This window comes from Halomarina litorea (genome assembly GCF_024227715.1).
GTDB lineage: Archaea > Halobacteriota > Halobacteria > Halobacteriales > Haloarculaceae > Halomarina > Halomarina litorea.
The window spans coordinates 137,244-152,875 of the sequence record NZ_CP100448.1 but is presented as its reverse complement, the minus strand read 5'-3'; the positions used below and the strand labels follow the sequence as shown (position 1 = coordinate 152,875).

Below are 15,632 nucleotides of genomic sequence, written 5' to 3'. Positions count from 1 at the left end.
GGGGACGGTCGAACCTACGCCAGTCGCGCCCGCAGAGCGAGGAACGTCGGTTCCGTCGAGACGCGGTCGTAGGACTTCGGGTCGGCCTCGCGGAACGCCGCCGTCGGTTCGCACTCGTCGAAGCGCTCGAACCGGAAGCCCGCCTCCAGCAACCCGTTCAAGAGCGCGCCCATCGGGCGGCGGAAGAAGGGCACCTCGACGGGGCCGCCGAAGCCGTCCCACGTCTCGACGATTCGCTCCCGCGCGAAGTAGTCCCCGCCAACCCGGTCGAAGTCGGCGAAAGCGTGCTGGACCGAACAGACCAGCCACCCGCCGGGCCGGAGCACGCGCGCGAGTTCGGCGAACAGGGCCGGCCAGTCGGCGACGTAGTGGAAGGCCAGCGAACTGTGGACGCCGTCGAAGGTGTCGTCGGGGAAGGGGAGCGGCGACCCGAGGTCCGCGCGGACGACGTGCCCGCCGACCCGCCCTCGCGCGTGGCCGAGCATCCGGGGGCTCACGTCCACGCCCACGACCTCGGCACCCGCCTCGCGCAGTTCGCTCGTCGTCACGCCCGGGCCACATCCGGCGTCGAGGACACGCTCGACGTCGAGTTCCGGGAGCAGGTCCCGCGTCGCGGGTCGTTCGAGGAGGGCGTTGAACGGGGCCTCGCCGACCCGGTCGCTGTAGGCGTCGGCCATCGTCTCGTAGGCGTCGAGGGCGATGGGGGATGGGGCGTCCTCGGGCATGGTCTCCGTCTCCCCCGCGGGTGAGGAAAGCGCCGTCGATGCGCTCCGACCCGTCCCTCCTCGTATATAGTTCTACCTCGGATACACTTTTGCCGGTCGATCCGTCAGTTCGGGGCCGTGCAGGTAGCACTCGTCTCCGACACGCACGTCCCCGAACGCGCCGACGCCATCACCGATCCGTTCCGCGAGCGAATCGCGGCCGCGGACCACACCATCCACGCCGGCGACTTCGAGGCGCCCGAGGTACTGGCCGACGTCCGCGAACTCGCCGCGGACCTCACGGCGGTCAACGGGAACGTCGACCCGGTCGGCATCGGCCTGCCCGACGTCGATGCGGTCACCGTGGGCGGCGTCACCTTCGTCGTCACCCACGGCACGCTCAACCCCGTCGAACGGGCCGTCTTCCCGACCGACGGGATGGTCATGACGCGGGAGGACTGGCTGAACGCCGTCGCGGACACGGCCCGCGCACGGGTGCGCGGGTGGGCGAACGACGACCCCGTCGTCGGCGTTGGCGGTCACTCCCATCAGGTAGTCGACGACGTCCACGAGGGCATCCGCGTGCTCAACCCGGGGTCGGCGACGGGCGCGGACCCCGCCGACGTGGCGACGATGATGACCGTGGAAGTGGAAAACGGGACGTTCGAGGTGACGCTCCACGAACTGGCGGAGTAGGGTGTCCCGGCTCTGGTGGACTCGAAGTTCTCGTGAGCCTAGCGAGCGACCGAGGCGCGCGGCGTGTGGTTCCCGACCCAAGGGCCCGAGGGCTTCGTCGCTCGCGGTCGCTGTTCGCTCTTCCGCTTCGGCCGATAAAGGTGCGAAGTCGGATCTTCCGAACGTCTACGGCGCTTCGCCGCCGAACTCCTCGATGAGTTCGGGCACCACGTCGAACAGGTCGTCGACGATGGCGTAGTCGGCGATGTCCATGATGGGCGCGTTCGGGTCGGTGTTGATGGCGACGATGGTCTCCGAGCCCTTCATCCCGGCGACGTGCTGGACGGCCCCGGAGATGCCGACCGCGATGTACACCTTCGGCGTGACGACCTTGCCGGACTGGCCGACCTGCCGGTTCTTCGGCAGCCACCCGGAGTCGACGATAGGCCGGGACGAGGAGAGCGTCGCGCCGAGGGCGTCCGCGAGCGCCTCGACGAGTTCGATGTTCTCCTCCTCCTCGATGCCGCGACCCACGCTCACGAGGACGTCGGCGTCGCTGATGTCGACGTCGCCGCCGCCGACCTCCTCGAAGCCGGTGACCGTCGAACGGACCTGCGACTCGTCGATGTCGGCGTCGAACGACTGGATCTCCGCACTCCCCTCGCCTTCGGCCTGCGGCCACTCGGCGGGGCGGACCGTCACGACGACCTCGTCGGCGTCGACTTCCACGGTCGTCGCCACCTTCGAGCCGTACATCTCGCGGGTCACTTCCAGCGCGCCGTTCCGGTCGAGACCGACGGCGTCGGTGACCAGCGGCACGTCCAGTCGCTCGGCGACGGCCGGCGCGTAGTCCAGCCCGTTGACCGAGTTGGGAATCAGGAGCGCCGTCGGCGCGACCTCCGCGTAGAGCTGTTCGATGGCCTGCACGTACACGTCGTGGTTGAACTCCTCGCCCTCCGCGACGGTGTGGATTGCGTCCACGCCCTCGCGGTTCAGGTCGTCGGCGAATGAGTCCACGTCGCCGCCGATGACGGCGAGGTGCAGGTCGCCGCCCTGTGCGTCGGCGAGTTCGCGACCCGCCGAGATCATCTCGAAGGAGACGTCACGCAGGGAGCCACGGCGGTGTTCGGCGAGTGCGAGGACATCCGTCATCCCTCGACCACCCCCTTGTCCCGGAGCAGTTCGGCCAGTTGCCCGGCCTCCTCGCCGGCGTCACCCTCGAAGGTGACGACGTCGCTCTCGCTCTCGGGTTCGAACATCGCGGTGCGCTCGACGGGCGACTCGACGACGCTCGCGTCGAGACCGAGGTCCTCCAGCCCCTGTACGTCGAGGGGCTTCGACTGCGCCTGCCGGATGCCGCGGAGGCTGGCGTAGCGGGGTTCGTTGATACCCGTCTGGATGGTCAGCACGGCGGGCAGGTCGACGTCGGTGAGTTCCTCGACGCCGCCCTCCAGTTCGCGTCGGACGTGGGCGGTGTCGTCGTCGAGTTCGAGTTCGTTGACGACCGCGGCCCACTCGTAGCCGACGACCTCGGCGACGGAGACGCCGGTCGCGCCGTAGCCGTCGTCGTTGGCCTGCACGCCGGTCAGGACGAGGTCGGGGTCCTCGGCCTCGACGACCGCCGCGAGGATGTCGGCCTTCGCGCTCACGTCGAGGCTGTCCGCGCCCGCGAGGGTGTCGTCCCAGACGCGGATGGCGCGGTCGACGCCCTTCGCGAGGGCCATGCGGATGGTCTCCTCGGTCCGCTCCTCGCCGACGGTGACGGAGACGACCTCCACGTCGTCGCCCGCCTCGGCGATCTGGACCGCCTCCTCGATGGCGTAGTCGTCCCACTCGTTGAGGTCGTACTCGAGGTACCGTTCGTCGATGTCGAGACCGTCGATTTCGAACTCGTCTTCGGCCTCGGCCACCTCCTTTACGGCGACCAGTATTTTCATGCGGTCGCTAGTCACGACCCTGCCGGGTTAAACGTTTAGAAACCGTCAGCGGGCCGTGTCACTCGTCGTTGACGCCGATTCCCGTCTCGACGCCCGGCAGGCTGATGAGGTTCTCGCGGCCGATTCGGAGTTTGTCCACCCGGTCTTCCTCGTCCATCGCCGAGAGCAGTTGGGAGACCTTCGCGTTCGACCACCCCGTCTCGATGACGATGTCGGCCTGCCGCATCCGCCCGCCGTTCGACCGGAGCAGGCGTTCGACGCGCTCCTCGTCGCTCAGCAGTTCCTCGTCGATGCCGTCGTCCGGCGGCGGTGCGACGGCCCCGTCGGCCTCCTCGACCGCGCCGGCACCGACGGCGGCCGGCCCGTTCGCCCCGGGGGCGGTCCCGGAGTCCCCGCCACCACCGTCGAGGTCGGCGGTCGCGGCGGGCGACGGCAGGTCGTCGTCGCGCGAGGACAGCGCGTACGCCCCGAGGGCGACGGTGCCGACGACGAGTGCGACACTCCCGAACAGCGGTGCCGTGAGGCCCTCGGGGTCCTCGCCGGGCGGGTCGGTCCCGTTCGGTCCCGACGCGTCGGTCCCGTTCGGTCCCGGCGTCGGCGTGGTGGTGGTCTGGCCGCGTTCGAGGACCACGTCCAGGTCGTCGTCGTCGAAGTCGGTCGGGCCGCGCCAGACCAGCGCCCCGTCCTCGATGGGGGCGTCGGCGTCGAGCAGGGTGTACCCCTCCGGGACCTCGACGACGAGTCGCTGGTCGGCGGTGAGTCCGGGGAGCCACGTCCCGTTCGGCGTCTCGAAGGCGTCGCCGAGGCGCACGGTGTCCCCGTCGACGACCGAGAAGTTCTGCCACTCGAAGGAGAGCGCGAGGCGGCCGGTCGCGTTGCCCGGGGTCGTCCCGTTCTCGACGCTCGCCTCGTAGCGCACGTCGGTCACGGTCATCTGCCGTCCCGTCGCCTCGCTGGCGGCGGCGGCGGCACGCTCGAACGGGGCGATGGAGTAGCCGGCCCGCCCATCGCCCCGTTCGAAGTCCTCGGCGAGGTCGGCGAACGCGCTCGTCTCGTTGGAGCCGTTGAGCGCGAAGGCGGTCGAGACGGTGACCCGCGCGTCGCCGCCCGGGCGCACCTCGATGGTGATGGTGGTACCGGTGGCGTCGGAGGCGCCGTCGGTCGGCGCTGTCTGTGCCGCCAGCCCCGGTCCGGCGAGCACGAGCAGACAAACGGCGATGTGGAGGGCGGCGTGCGTCCCGGACCGCATACGTAGGCGACTCTTCACCCGGACAGGAAAACGCTTTCCATCGTCGTGACCTGTGAACGAATCTCTCGGAGGGGCGTCTTTTTATATTTCCGGTCGCATTCACGTAGCAAATGCGTCGCGTCCTCCTGTCGTTGCTGGCGGTCTGCTGTGTCCTCTCGGTCGGGGTCGCGGCGGTCCCGCTGTCCCCGAACGCGGCCGGCCAGCCGACGCCGGGGACCGCCCCGCCTGCACACTCCGCCCCCGCCGACGCCGGGTCGCCCCGCCCGGGTCCCGACTCGCCCTCGACCGCCCCGCTCACCGCCTTCCGCCGCTCGGACGACTGCAGCGACGACACGTTCGTCGTCTGCGTCACGGACACGACGAACTACCTCGCGCCCCCGCGGGGCGAGGTCGTCGTGACCGCCTACAACGACTCCTCGCTCGACCTCTCGGCGACGCTCGCCGCGGAGTCGGCGACCCTCGACGGTCGGCTCCACGCCGAGACGCTCCGGGCGGCGTTCTCCGCCGCCGAGTCGGACGCGGGTCGACGGGCGGTCCTCGAACGCTACACCCGCCTGACCGAGAACCGGACAGAGGCGCTCCGCCAGCGGGAACGGGAGGCGCTCCGCGAGTACAACGACGGCGACCTCTCGACGGGGGCGTTCGTCCGGACGCTCACGGAGGTCAGCGCCGCGGCCGACCGACTGGGCACGACCGTCGACCGCCTCGACAGCTACCGCCTGCGCACGCCGGGGTCCGACGTGACCGCGGAGCGACTCGGCCGCATCCGCGCCGACCTCGTCCCGCTGACCGGCCCCGTCCGGGACCACCTCCAGTCCGTCCACGCCGGGCGCGTCCCGCCGGCCCGCGTGTTCGTCGAGACGACCGAGCGCTCGGTCGTCCTGAGCGGGGTCGTCGAGCGCAACGGCCGGCGGTTGTTCCTTCGCGAGGCGTACGTCGACGGCCTCCGGGACCCCGACGCTCCCAACCGGTACCGCGGCGAGAGCGGCAACCACCAGATAAACCAGGTCATCTCGCGGGCGAGCGAACTCTACCCGTGGGCCACCTCGTTCATCGGGGTGGAGATACCCACCAGCAGCAGCACGCTCAGCAACGCCGGCATCTACCAGGTGGTGATGGACCACCCGCACGGGACCTTGACCACGTTCCTCGACGGCGGGAGCGACCGGGTGTTCGCGGAGTACCAGGCGAAGGACCTCTCGCTCGTCCCCACGACGACCAAGGCGAAGACCAACGAGACGGCGGGGCTGACGCTCACGCTCGGGCGGACCCACGAGAGCGGCCCCCTCAACGTCACCGTCACCGACGCGGCGGGCGAGCGCCTCGACGCCGAGATATCGGTCAACAACGAGAGCATCGGGCGCACGGGGACGGACGGGTCCCTCTGGACCGTGACGCCCCGGTCGGTGCTCGTGACCGTCACGGCCGAGTACCGCGGCCAGCGGGTGACGGCGACCGTCTTCGCCCGCGAACAGCAGTCCATCCAGCGGTCCTGACGTTCTTGTAGGATGCCAGGGCCAGTCCCCCCCGTGTCACGCCCGTCCCCGACCGCTGCGCCCGACGCCGGCGACCGAGCGTCCGCACCGCTCGCGAGCGTCCTCCTCGTCGCGCTGGTCGTCCTCCTCGCGGCGGGCGTCGGTACCACGACGCTGGCCGTCGAACCGCCCGACCCGCCGCCCGCCGCCGCGTTCGACGTCGACGCCGACGCCTCGGGGCGAATCGCTGTGACCTACCTCGCAGGCGACCCGCTCCCGGTCGAGGACCTGTCGGTGCGGGTGCGGGTCGACGGGTCGCCCATCGCCCACCAGCCCCCGGTTCCGTTCTTCGCGGCGCGGGGGTTCGAGAGCGGTCCCACCGGGCCGTTCAACAGCGCGTGGGGTGGCTCGTGGGAGCCGGGTGCGACGGGGGCCTTCAGCATCGCGGGGACGAACACGCCGCTCTCCGAGGGGTCCGTCGTCGAGGTGAGAATCGTCGTCGACGGGTCGGTGGTCGCCACGAGCGAGGTGCGCGTCTAGGCCGTGGACTCGACTTCCGCCTCGTCAGTGTCCGCCTCGGGGGTGCGTGCGACGGTCGTGATGGCGATTTCGGGGCTGTAGTCCGGCCCCTGGAAGTGGTGGTCGAACTCCTCGAAGCCCGCCTCGCGGAACATCCGGTCTGCCTCCTCGGCGTCGTAGAACAGCATGATGGCGTCGGCGAGCTTCTGGAACACGCCTGACCGAGGGTAGTTCGGGCCGACGACGAGGACGGGCCCGCCGGGCTTGACGACGCGGCGGAACTCCGCGAGCGTCGCGACCGGGTCGGGCCAGTACTCGATGGACCCCGACGACCAGACGGCGTCGAAGGAGTCGTCGGCGAACGGCAGGCGTTCGGCGTCCCCGAGGTGGAACTGGACGGGGCCGCGCTTGCCGAACTTCTCGTAGGCCTTCTCCAGTTGGTGGGGGCTCTGGTCGAGACCGTAGAGGTCCTCGGTGACCTCCAGCAGGCCCTCGGTGGCGAAGCCGGTGCCACAGCCCACGTCGAGGACCCTGTCGCCGGCCTCGACGCCGAAGAGGTCGATGGCCTCCGTGCGCATCTCCTCGTTCCAGATGAACGGGTTCACCTGGTCGTACACCTTCGAGAGGTACTTGTAGAACAGCCGTGCGCGGGCCTTGTTCTCGAGGACTCCCATTGCTCGTAATTGGTCGCAGGGCGGCATAGTTCTGCGGATTCGCGGACGCGACGACGGAGGAAGGCCTCCGCGCTCGCAACGTGCGCGCGCTTCGCAACTACCAAATAGCCGCTCTGGTTATCTCCCCACATCATTATGGCCAGACCCGAGGTCCTTGACCGCATCAAGGAGGCCGAGCGCGAGGCCGACGAGATCGTCGCCGAGGCGGAGGCGGACCGCGACGAGCGCATCTCCGAGGCCCGCGAACGTGCCGACGACATCCGCGAACAGGCCCGCGCGGAGGCCGACGAGATGGAAGAGGAGCGTCTCGCCGAGGCCCGCGCGGGAATCGAGGAGGAACGCGAGTCCATCCTCGAGGCGGGCCGCACCGAGCGGGCCGAACTCGAAGCACAGGCGCGCGAGCGCGAACCCGAGGTCGTAGCGGAGGTGCTCGACCGCTTCAAGGAGGCCGTCCATGCTCAGACCTGAACGGATGAGCCGGGTGTCGGTCACCGGCTCCAAGCAGGTGCTCGACGAGGCCATCGAGACGGTCCACGAGCTCCGCCTGCTGCACATGACCGACTACGACGGCTCCTACGAGGGCTTCACCCCCGGCGACCCCATCGAGGGCGCCGACGAGGCCTCCGAGATGCTCGTCACCGTCCGCTCGCTCCAGTCCATCCTCGACGTCACCGGCGAGGAGGCGACCGACGCCCGCATCCTCGACGACGACGAACTCGCGGCCGAACTGGAGTCGGTCCGCGAGGAGGTCAACGAACTCGACGACCGGCGCGACGAACTCAAAGACGAGCTTCGCGCGGTCGAGGACCGCATCTCCGCGGTCGAGCCGTTCGCGAGACTCGGCATCGACCTCGACCTGCTCCGGGACTACGACACGCTCTCGGTCGCGGTCGGTGACGGCGACGCCGACCGCGTCCGGGAGGTGCTGGCGCGCTCCGACGTCGGCGCCTACGAGGTGTACGAGGAGGAGGGCGTCGTCGCCATCTTCGCGCGGACCGACGACCTCTCGGACGTGCTCGTCGAGGCGGAGTTCACCGCCTACGACGTGCCCGAGGCCGACTCCAGCCCCGAGGAGTACCTCGCACAGCTCCGCAACGAACGCGAGGACCTCCGCTCGCGTCTGGAGACGGTCCAGAACGAACTCGGCGAGATGCGCTCCGAGGTCGGCGGCTTCCTGCTGGCGGCCGAGGAGAAACTCGTCATCCAGGTCCAGCGTCAGGAGGCCCCGCTCTCGTTCGCGACGACGGAGAACGCCTTCGTCGCCGAGGGCTGGATTCCCACCAAGCGGTTCGTGGACCTCGCCGAGGGCCTCCATCAGGAGGTCGGCGACCACGTCGAGGTGGACGAACTCGAACGCGCCCAGTACGACGGCGAAGGGCGCGTCGTCGACCGCGAGGACGTCGGCGGCGCCCCCGGCACGCCCGAACCGACCGCGGCGGACGGCGGCGAAGTCGTCGCGGACGGGGGGCACCGGAGTGATGCGGTTGACGCGACCGGCAGCGGTCACGACGAGCGACACGGCGGGAGCGTCGCGCCGCCCGTCATCCAGGACAACCCCGACGCCGTCCGGCCGTTCGAGGCGCTGGTGGAGGTCATCAACCGCCCGAAGTACTCCGAACTGGACCCCACCGTGGTCCTGTTCCTCACGTTCCCGCTGTTCTTCGGGTTCATGATCGGTGACCTCGGCTACGGGTTGCTGTACATGGGACTCGGCTACTTCCTCATGCAGCGCTTCGAGGGCGACGTCGTCCGCAGCCTCGGCGCCATCGGCCTGTGGGCCGGCGGGTTCACCGCCCTCTTCGGTATCCTGTACGGCGAGTTCTTCGGCCTGCATCAGCTCGGCGACATCCTGTGGAACGGCCACCCGCCCATCCACAAGGGCCTGCAGCCGCACTACATCTACTACGCCCAGGCGTGGCTCCTGCTGAGCGTCGTCGTCGGCGTGTTGCACCTCGTGGTCGGTCGGCTGTTCGACTTCTACGAGAACCTCAGTCACGGCTTCGGCGAGGCGTTCGTCGAGAGCTTCTCGTGGATTCTCCTCACCGTCGGGCTGTGGGTGTGGGTGTTCAGCACCTCGGCGTCCGCCGCGAAACCCCCATTCATGTTCACCGTGTTCGGGAGCGGCGAGAAGGCCGCACTCCCCCTCGGCTTCACCGGGTTCTCCCCCACCGTGGGACTCGCGGGCCTCGCCGCCTTCGCCATCGGCCTCGCGCTGGTCATCTACGCGGAGGGCGGCATCGGTCTCATCGAGTCCATCACGCAGGGCTTCGGGCACGTCGTCTCGTACACCCGGCTGGCCGCCGTGTTGCTGGCGAAAGCCGGCATGGCGCTTGCGGTCAACCTGCTCGTGTTCGGGGCGTACGCCCACGACGGCGAGTTCCACCTCATCTTCTTCTCCGACCCGGAGGAGGTCCAGGCGGCCCAGGAGGCCGGTGAGGTCATCTTCTCGGGGCTGTTCAACGGGGAGGGTGCGGTGATGCTCGTCCTCGGTATCATCTTCGGTATCGTCGTCCTCGTCCTCGGACACCTTCTCGTGCTCGTCCTCGGTATCACGAGCGCCGGCCTGCAGGCCGTGCGTCTCGAGTACGTGGAGTTCTTCGGGAAGTTCTACGAGGGCGGCGGCGAGGCGTACGCGCCGTTCGGCTACGAGCGTCAGTACACCACCGAGGACTGACCGGGTCGCCGGTCGGTCGTCGCCTCTCTCCTGACGAACCTATATAGTCCCACGTCCAGCATCACTAACCTTGCGATTCGGGCGGTTCTCCCGCCCGCAGGCGGGCGAATTTGGGAAGCTTTATGGAGTCGCTACGTTGAGTCCCAACTGTTCGGTTACGAGCGAACCATACCGGAATCCATGCTAGAACTCGCACTCGCATTCGTCAGCACGTTCGTACTGCCCCTTCAGGACCAGGCAACCGCCGCCATCCCCCCCACCTCGGGTGCCGCCCTCGCCGTTGGGCTGGCCGCGTTCGGTGCGGGATACGCGGAGCGCGGTATCGGTGCCGCCGCTGTCGGCGCCATCGCCGAGGACGAGAGCATGTTCGGTCGTGGCCTCATCCTGACGGTCCTGCCCGAGACGCTCGTCATCCTCGCGCTGGTCGTCGTCTTCCTGACGCTGTAAACCGTCTCCCTATTTATTACGCATGAGCCTTGATACGGTCGAAGAGGACATCCGAGAACAAGCCCGCGCGCGTGCGGAGGAGATTCGTTCCGACGCGGACGAACGCGCAGAGGCTATCGTCTCCGAGGCGGAGGCGGACGCGGAGGATATCCTCGAAGAACGAGAGGAGACGGTCGAGCGACAGATCACACAGGAACGCGAGCAGAAGCTCTCCAGCGCGAAGCTCGAGGCCAAGCAGATGCGCCTCGAAGCACGCCGGGACGTCCTCGAGGAGGTTCGGGAGAGCGTCGAGACCCAGATCGCCGAGATGGAGGACGACCGCGAGGAACTCACTCGCGTCCTCCTCGAGGACGCCGCCGAGGAGTTCGAGGACTCGTCGTCCGTGCAGGTGCACGGTCGTCCCGACGACGCCGGCCTCCTCGTGGACATCCTCGCGGACTACGACGGCTACGAGCACGCCGGTGACGTCGACTGCCTCGGTGGCGTCGTCGTCGAGAGCGAGAACTCGCGCATCCGCGTGAACAACACGTTCGACTCCGTGCTCGCCGACGTCTGGGAGGACAACCTCCGCGAGGTGAGCGAGGAGTTGTTCGACGAGCAGGGACAATGAGCGCGTCGGGCCAGGCAGCGAACTACGAGTACGTCACCGCCCGCGCTCGCTCGCGGCGCGCCGCCCTCTTCGACGCGGACGACTACCGCAAGCTGGTCCGCATGGGGCCGGGCGAGATCGCCCGGTTCATGGAGGAGACGGAGTACGAAGAGGAGATGAACGCGCTCGGGTCGCGGTACTCGGGCGTCGACCTCATCGAGTACGCGCTGAACCGCAACCTCGCGAAGCACTTCGACGACATGCTGCGCTTCGCCGAGGGGAAGCTGTACGACTACATCGCCCGCTACCTGCGGAAGTTCGACGCCTGGAACGTCAAGACGGTCGTCCGCGGCATCTACGCCGGGACCGGCCGCCAGTCGGTCGAGGACGACCTCATCCGCGCGGGCGAGTTCTCCGAGCGCCGGGTGAACCGCCTCGTCGAGGCGGAGTCCATCGAGGCCGTCGTCGAACAGCTCGACGACACCATCTTCGGCGACCCGCTGGCCGCCGCCCTCGACGAGTACGAGGAGTCCGGCGTGCTGGTGCCACTGGAGAACGCCGTCGACCGCGCGTACTACCGCCTGCTCCTCTCGGACCTGCCGAGCGAGCCGGACCGCGCGACACGCCTGTACATCGAGTTCCTGGAGGCCGAGATCGACTTCCGGAACATCCGTAACGCGCTGCGACTGGCGCGCTCGGGCGCGGACATCGACCCCGCCGAGTACTACATCCCCGGCGGGCGGCTGTTCGACGAGGGCGAGATTCGAACGCTCGTGAACAACCCCGACCAGCTCGTCGAGCGCATCCGCACCAGCCCCTACGGGGACGACCTGGACCAGGCGCTCGACGAACTCGACGCGGCGGGGAGCCTCATCGAGTTCGAACTGGCGCTCGAACGGGCGTTGCTCGAGTACTCGGACACGCTCTCCAGTCGGTACCCGCTGTCGGTGTGCCCGGTGCTCGCGTACATCCTCGCGAAGGAGCGCGAGGTGGACAACATCCGAGCCATCGCCCGCGGCAAGGAGGCGGGCCTCTCGGAGGACGAGATCGAGGAGGAACTCGTCGTACAATGAGTCAGGAGATCGGAGTCATCGGCAGTCCCGAGTTCACCACCGGGTTCCGTCTGGCGGGCGTTCGCCGGTTCGCGAACGTCCCCGACGAAGACAAACCGGAGGAACTCGATAGTGCCGTCGAAGAGATGCTCGCGGCCGAGGACGTCGGCATCGTCGTGATGCACGACGAGGACCTCGACCACCTCTCGCGGAACGTCCGCAAGAGCGCGGAGACGAGCGTCGAACCCGTCCTCGTCACGCTGGGCGGGTCCGCCGGGAGCGGCGGCCTGCGCGAGCAGATCAAGCGTGCCATCGGTATCGACCTGATGGAGGAAGACTAACAGTATGAGTCAAGCACAAGACATCGACATCGAGGACGCCGACGGCGTCATCGAGAGCGTGAGCGGTCCGGTCGTGACCGCCGCGGACCTCGACGCCCGGATGAACGACGTCGTGTACGTCGGCGAGGAAGGGCTGATGGGCGAGGTCATCGAAATCGAAGGGAACCTGACCACGATTCAGGTGTACGAGGAGACCTCGGACGTCGCGCCGGGCGAACCCGTCACGAACACGGGCGAGCCGCTGTCCGTCGACCTCGGGCCGGGTATGCTGGACTCCATCTACGACGGCGTCCAGCGCCCGCTCGACGTGCTGGAAGAGAAGATGGGCGCGTTCCTCGACCGCGGCGTGGACGCCCCCGGTATCGACCTCGAGAAGGAGTGGGAGTTCACCCCCGAGGTCGAGGAGGGCGACTCGGTCGAACCCGGCGACGTCGTCGGTATCGTCCCCGAGACCCAGAGCATCGACCACAAGGTGCTCGTCCCGCCGGGCTTCGAGGGCGGCACCGTCGAGTCCATCGAGGAGGGGTCGTTCACGGTCACCGAACCGGTCGCGACCCTCTCGGGCGGCGAGGAGGTCACGATGCGACAGGAGTGGCCGGTCCGTAAGGCCCGACCCACCGTCGAGAAACAGACCCCGCGGACGCCCCTCGTCTCGGGCCAGCGCATCCTCGACGGCCTGTTCCCCATCGCGAAGGGCGGGACGGCGGCCATCCCCGGTCCGTTCGGATCGGGCAAGACCGTCACCCAGCACCAGCTCGCGAAGTGGGCCGACGCGGACATCGTCGTCTACGTCGGCTGTGGCGAGCGCGGCAACGAGATGACGGAGGTCATCGAGGACTTCCCGGAACTGGAAGACCCCCGGACCGGGAAGCCCCTCATGTCCCGTACGTGTCTCATCGCCAACACCTCGAACATGCCCGTCGCGGCCCGCGAGTCCTGTGTGTACACGGGTATCACCATCGCGGAGTACTACCGCGACATGGGCTACGACGTCGCGCTGATGGCCGACTCCACCTCGCGGTGGGCGGAGGCCATGCGCGAGATTTCGTCGCGTCTCGAAGAGATGCCGGGCGAGGAGGGGTACCCCGCGTACCTCGCCGCTCGCCTGAGCGAGTTCTACGAGCGCGCCGGCAAGTTCCAGAACATCAACGGCAGCGAGGGGTCCATCTCGGTCATCGGCGCGGTCAGCCCGCCGGGTGGCGACTTCTCGGAGCCGGTCACGCAGAACACCCTGCGTATCGTCAAGACGTTCTGGGCGCTGGACGCTGACCTCGCCGAACGTCGGCACTTCCCGGCTATCAACTGGAACGAGTCGTACTCGCTCTACCGGGAACAGCTCGACCCGTGGTTCAAGGAGAACGTCAGCGAGGACTGGGACGACACCCGCCAGTGGGCCGTCGACGTCCTCGACGAGGAGGCCGAACTGCAGGAGATCGTCCAGCTCGTCGGCAAGGACGCGCTGCCCGAGGACCAGCAGCTCACCCTCGAAGTCGCGCGCTACCTGCGCGAGTCCTACCTCCAGCAGAACGCGTTCCACGACGTGGACTCGTTCTGTGAGCCCGAGAAGACCTACCTGATGCTCACGGCCATCAAGACGTTCCACGACGAGGCCTTCAAGGCCCTCGACGCGGGCGTTCCGGTCACGGAGATCACGAGCATCGAGGCCGCACCGCGGCTCAACCGGATGGGGACGGCCGAGAACTACGAGGAGTTCATCGCCGACCTCAAGGAGGAGATCACCGAACAACTGCGGGACCTCTACTGACCATGAAGGAATACCAGACAATCACGGAAATCAGTGGCCCGCTGGTGTTCGTCGAGATCGACGAACCCATCGGCTACGACGAGATCGTCGAGATCGAGACCCCCAACGGGGACGTCCGCCGCGGACAGGTCCTCGAGGCCACCAGCGACCACGTCGCCATCCAGGTCTTCGAGGGCACCGAGGGTATCGACCGCAAGTCCTCGGTCCGGTTCCTCGGCGAGACGCTGAAGATGCCGGTGACGGAGGACCTCCTCGGGCGCGTCCTCGACGGGTCGGGTCAGCCCATCGACGGCGGCCCCGACATCGTCCCGGACTCCCGGGAGGACATCGTCGGCGCGGCCATCAACCCCACCGCACGGGAGTACCCCGAGGAGTTCATCCAGACGGGTGTGTCGGCCATCGACGGCATGAACACGCTCGTCCGCGGGCAGAAGCTGCCCATCTTCTCGGCGTCCGGCCTGCCGCACAACGACCTCGCACTCCAGATCGCCCGTCAGGCGACGGTGCCCGAAGACGCCGCCGAGGAGGGCGGCAGCGAGTTCGCAGTGGTCTTCGGCGCGATGGGCATCACCGCGGAGGAGGCAAACGAGTTCATGGAGGACTTCGAGCGGACCGGCGCGCTGGAGCGCTCGGTGGTCTTCATGAACCTCGCGGACGACCCCGCAGTCGAGCGGACCATCACGCCGCGACTCGCGCTCACCACGGCCGAGTACCTCGCCTTCGAGAAGGACTACCACGTGCTGGTCATCCTCACGGACATGACCAACTACTGCGAGGCACTCCGCGAGATCGGCGCGGCGCGCGAGGAGGTGCCGGGCCGTCGTGGCTACCCCGGCTACATGTACACCGACCTGGCGACCCTCTACGAGCGTGCGGGCCGTATCGAGGGTCGCGACGGCTCGGTGACGCAGATTCCCATCCTCACGATGCCGGGCGACGACGACACGCACCCCATCCCCGACCTGACGGGGTACATTACCGAGGGGCAGATCTACGTCGACCGCGACCTGAACAGCCAGGGCATCCAGCCCCCGATTCAGGTGCTGCCGAGCCTCTCTCGGCTGATGGACGACGGTATCGGCGAGGGCCTCACCCGCGAGGACCACGCCGACGTCTCCGACCAGATGTACGCCGCGTACGCGGAGGGTGAGGACCTGCGTGACCTCGTGAACATCGTCGGTCGCGAGGCACTGGACGAGCGTGACAACCGCTTCCTCGACTTCGCGGACCGCTTCGAGGAGGAGTTCGTCGACCAGGGATTCAACACCAACCGCGACATCGAGGAGACCCTCGACATCGGCTGGGATCTCCTCTCGATGTTCCCGAAGGCGGAACTCAACCGTATCGACGAGGACCTCATCGAGAAGTACTACCAGGAGTCGGAGTCGGAGACGGTCGAGGCGCCCGCCGACGACTGATTCCGGATACCGATCTCCCGTTCTTTCGACGCCGCCCGGGAAGCGACGGCTATCGACTATCGCTCCCCGTCCCACGGACAGTAAGGCGTAAGTCCCACAAGCGGGAAGCTAGG

Annotated in this window: 16 protein-coding genes; 11 read left to right on the top strand and 5 right to left on the bottom strand. The window is 68.4% G+C overall.

The features are described from left to right. Window positions 1–14 precede the first annotated feature (14 nt). Window positions 15–725: a class I SAM-dependent methyltransferase gene (locus NKG96_RS00845; protein WP_254536568.1), complete on the bottom strand. Its 711-nt coding sequence runs from the start codon at window positions 723–725 to the stop codon at window positions 15–17. A gap of 117 nt (window positions 726–842) precedes the next feature. On the opposite strand from NKG96_RS00845, the gene NKG96_RS00840 reads away from it, so the two are divergent. After that, window positions 843–1,400 carry a metallophosphoesterase family protein gene (locus tag NKG96_RS00840; RefSeq protein ID WP_254536567.1) on the top strand — a complete coding sequence of 186 codons (558 nt, stop codon included), beginning with the start codon at window positions 843–845 and terminating at the stop codon, window positions 1,398–1,400. Window positions 1,401–1,565: 165 nt separating this feature from the next. On the opposite strand, the gene NKG96_RS00835 is transcribed toward NKG96_RS00840, so the two are convergent. The 3 genes from NKG96_RS00835 to NKG96_RS00825 are packed head-to-tail and all read right to left on the bottom strand — an operon-like array spanning window position 1,566 to window position 4,565. Continuing rightward, window positions 1,566–2,531, bottom strand: a complete 966-nt coding sequence (locus NKG96_RS00835; protein WP_254536566.1) for an electron transfer flavoprotein subunit alpha/FixB family protein — start codon at window positions 2,529–2,531, stop codon at window positions 1,566–1,568. Next, the gene (locus NKG96_RS00830) at window positions 2,528–3,316 is read right to left on the bottom strand and encodes an electron transfer flavoprotein subunit beta/FixA family protein (RefSeq protein ID WP_254536565.1); all 789 of its coding nucleotides are present in this window, start codon (window positions 3,314–3,316) and stop codon (window positions 2,528–2,530) included. Before NKG96_RS00830 ends, NKG96_RS00835 begins: the two co-directional genes overlap by 4 nt. Window positions 3,317–3,374: 58 nt before the next feature. Beyond that, complete coding sequence (locus NKG96_RS00825) at window positions 3,375–4,565, bottom strand: helix-turn-helix transcriptional regulator (protein WP_254536564.1); 1,191 nt, start codon at window positions 4,563–4,565, stop codon at window positions 3,375–3,377. A 110-nt stretch (window positions 4,566–4,675) separates the two neighbouring features. Between NKG96_RS00825 and NKG96_RS00820 the strand changes: the two genes are divergently transcribed. Together NKG96_RS00820 and NKG96_RS00815 are read left to right on the top strand one after the other, a co-directional pair. Continuing rightward, a complete protein-coding gene (locus NKG96_RS00820; RefSeq protein WP_254536563.1) occupies window positions 4,676–6,061 on the top strand; it encodes a DUF7096 domain-containing protein in 1,386 nt (461 codons plus the stop codon). A gap of 33 nt (window positions 6,062–6,094) precedes the next feature. Next, entirely contained in the window at window positions 6,095–6,580 is a 486-nt protein-coding gene (locus tag NKG96_RS00815) for a type IV pilin domain-containing protein (RefSeq protein WP_254536562.1), read from the top strand. On the opposite strand, the gene NKG96_RS00810 is transcribed toward NKG96_RS00815, so the two are convergent. Next, a complete protein-coding gene (locus NKG96_RS00810) occupies window positions 6,577–7,233 on the bottom strand; it encodes a methyltransferase domain-containing protein (protein ID WP_254536561.1) in 657 nt (218 codons plus the stop codon). The two genes, NKG96_RS00815 and NKG96_RS00810, sit on opposite strands and share 4 nt — an antisense overlap. 135 nt (window positions 7,234–7,368) lie before the next feature. On the opposite strand from NKG96_RS00810, the gene ahaH reads away from it, so the two are divergent. The 8 genes from ahaH (at window position 7,369) to NKG96_RS00770 (ending at window position 15,519) form a co-directional block, all read left to right on the top strand. Further along, window positions 7,369–7,701 (top strand): ATP synthase archaeal subunit H, encoded by a 333-nt coding sequence (gene ahaH / locus NKG96_RS00805; RefSeq protein WP_254536560.1) that lies wholly within the window; start codon window positions 7,369–7,371, stop codon window positions 7,699–7,701. Further along, window positions 7,688–9,907 (top strand): V-type ATP synthase subunit I, encoded by a 2,220-nt coding sequence (locus NKG96_RS00800; RefSeq protein ID WP_254536559.1) that lies wholly within the window; start codon window positions 7,688–7,690, stop codon window positions 9,905–9,907. Before ahaH ends, NKG96_RS00800 begins: the two co-directional genes overlap by 14 nt. A gap of 180 nt (window positions 9,908–10,087) precedes the next feature. After that, entirely contained in the window at window positions 10,088–10,354 is a 267-nt protein-coding gene (locus NKG96_RS00795) for an ATP synthase subunit C-like protein (protein ID WP_254536558.1), read from the top strand. Window positions 10,355–10,376: 22 nt separating this feature from the next. After that, on the top strand, window positions 10,377–10,964 hold the full coding sequence (locus NKG96_RS00790) for a V-type ATP synthase subunit E (RefSeq protein WP_254536556.1): 588 nt from the start codon (window positions 10,377–10,379) through the stop codon (window positions 10,962–10,964). Next, complete coding sequence (locus tag NKG96_RS00785) at window positions 10,961–12,016, top strand: V-type ATP synthase subunit C (protein WP_254536555.1); 1,056 nt, start codon at window positions 10,961–10,963, stop codon at window positions 12,014–12,016. Before NKG96_RS00790 ends, NKG96_RS00785 begins: the two co-directional genes overlap by 4 nt. Further along, a complete protein-coding gene (locus tag NKG96_RS00780; protein ID WP_254536553.1) occupies window positions 12,013–12,336 on the top strand; it encodes a V-type ATP synthase subunit F in 324 nt (107 codons plus the stop codon). Before NKG96_RS00785 ends, NKG96_RS00780 begins: the two co-directional genes overlap by 4 nt. A gap of 4 nt (window positions 12,337–12,340) precedes the next feature. Beyond that, window positions 12,341–14,101 (top strand): ATP synthase subunit A, encoded by a 1,761-nt coding sequence (locus NKG96_RS00775; protein ID WP_254536551.1) that lies wholly within the window; start codon window positions 12,341–12,343, stop codon window positions 14,099–14,101. Window positions 14,102–14,103: 2 nt separating this feature from the next. Then, window positions 14,104–15,519, top strand: coding sequence for an ATP synthase subunit B (locus NKG96_RS00770; protein ID WP_254536549.1), 1,416 nt, complete (start codon window positions 14,104–14,106; stop codon window positions 15,517–15,519). The last annotated feature ends 113 nt before the right edge of the window (window positions 15,520–15,632 follow it).

What these genes read in the sequence shown, in the direction of transcription:
- NKG96_RS00830 (WP_254536565.1), bottom strand. Translation starts at nt 3,316, where the DNA reads ATGAAAATACTGGTCGCCGTAAAGGAGGTGGCCGAGGCCGAAGACGAG.
- NKG96_RS00795 (WP_254536558.1), top strand. Translation starts at nt 10,088, where the DNA reads ATGCTAGAACTCGCACTCGCATTCGTCAGCACGTTCGTACTGCCCCTT.
- NKG96_RS00820 (WP_254536563.1), top strand. Translation starts at nt 4,676, where the DNA reads ATGCGTCGCGTCCTCCTGTCGTTGCTGGCGGTCTGCTGTGTCCTCTCG.
- NKG96_RS00790 (WP_254536556.1), top strand. Translation starts at nt 10,377, where the DNA reads ATGAGCCTTGATACGGTCGAAGAGGACATCCGAGAACAAGCCCGCGCG.
- NKG96_RS00770 (WP_254536549.1), top strand. Translation starts at nt 14,104, where the DNA reads ATGAAGGAATACCAGACAATCACGGAAATCAGTGGCCCGCTGGTGTTC.
- NKG96_RS00780 (WP_254536553.1), top strand. Translation starts at nt 12,013, where the DNA reads ATGAGTCAGGAGATCGGAGTCATCGGCAGTCCCGAGTTCACCACCGGG.
- NKG96_RS00785 (WP_254536555.1), top strand. Translation starts at nt 10,961, where the DNA reads ATGAGCGCGTCGGGCCAGGCAGCGAACTACGAGTACGTCACCGCCCGC.
- NKG96_RS00825 (WP_254536564.1), bottom strand. Translation starts at nt 4,565, where the DNA reads ATGCGGTCCGGGACGCACGCCGCCCTCCACATCGCCGTTTGTCTGCTC.
- NKG96_RS00810 (WP_254536561.1), bottom strand. Translation starts at nt 7,233, where the DNA reads ATGGGAGTCCTCGAGAACAAGGCCCGCGCACGGCTGTTCTACAAGTAC.
- ahaH (WP_254536560.1), top strand. Translation starts at nt 7,369, where the DNA reads ATGGCCAGACCCGAGGTCCTTGACCGCATCAAGGAGGCCGAGCGCGAG.
- NKG96_RS00800 (WP_254536559.1), top strand. Translation starts at nt 7,688, where the DNA reads ATGCTCAGACCTGAACGGATGAGCCGGGTGTCGGTCACCGGCTCCAAG.
- NKG96_RS00845 (WP_254536568.1), bottom strand. Translation starts at nt 725, where the DNA reads ATGCCCGAGGACGCCCCATCCCCCATCGCCCTCGACGCCTACGAGACG.
- NKG96_RS00775 (WP_254536551.1), top strand. Translation starts at nt 12,341, where the DNA reads ATGAGTCAAGCACAAGACATCGACATCGAGGACGCCGACGGCGTCATC.
- NKG96_RS00835 (WP_254536566.1), bottom strand. Translation starts at nt 2,531, where the DNA reads ATGACGGATGTCCTCGCACTCGCCGAACACCGCCGTGGCTCCCTGCGT.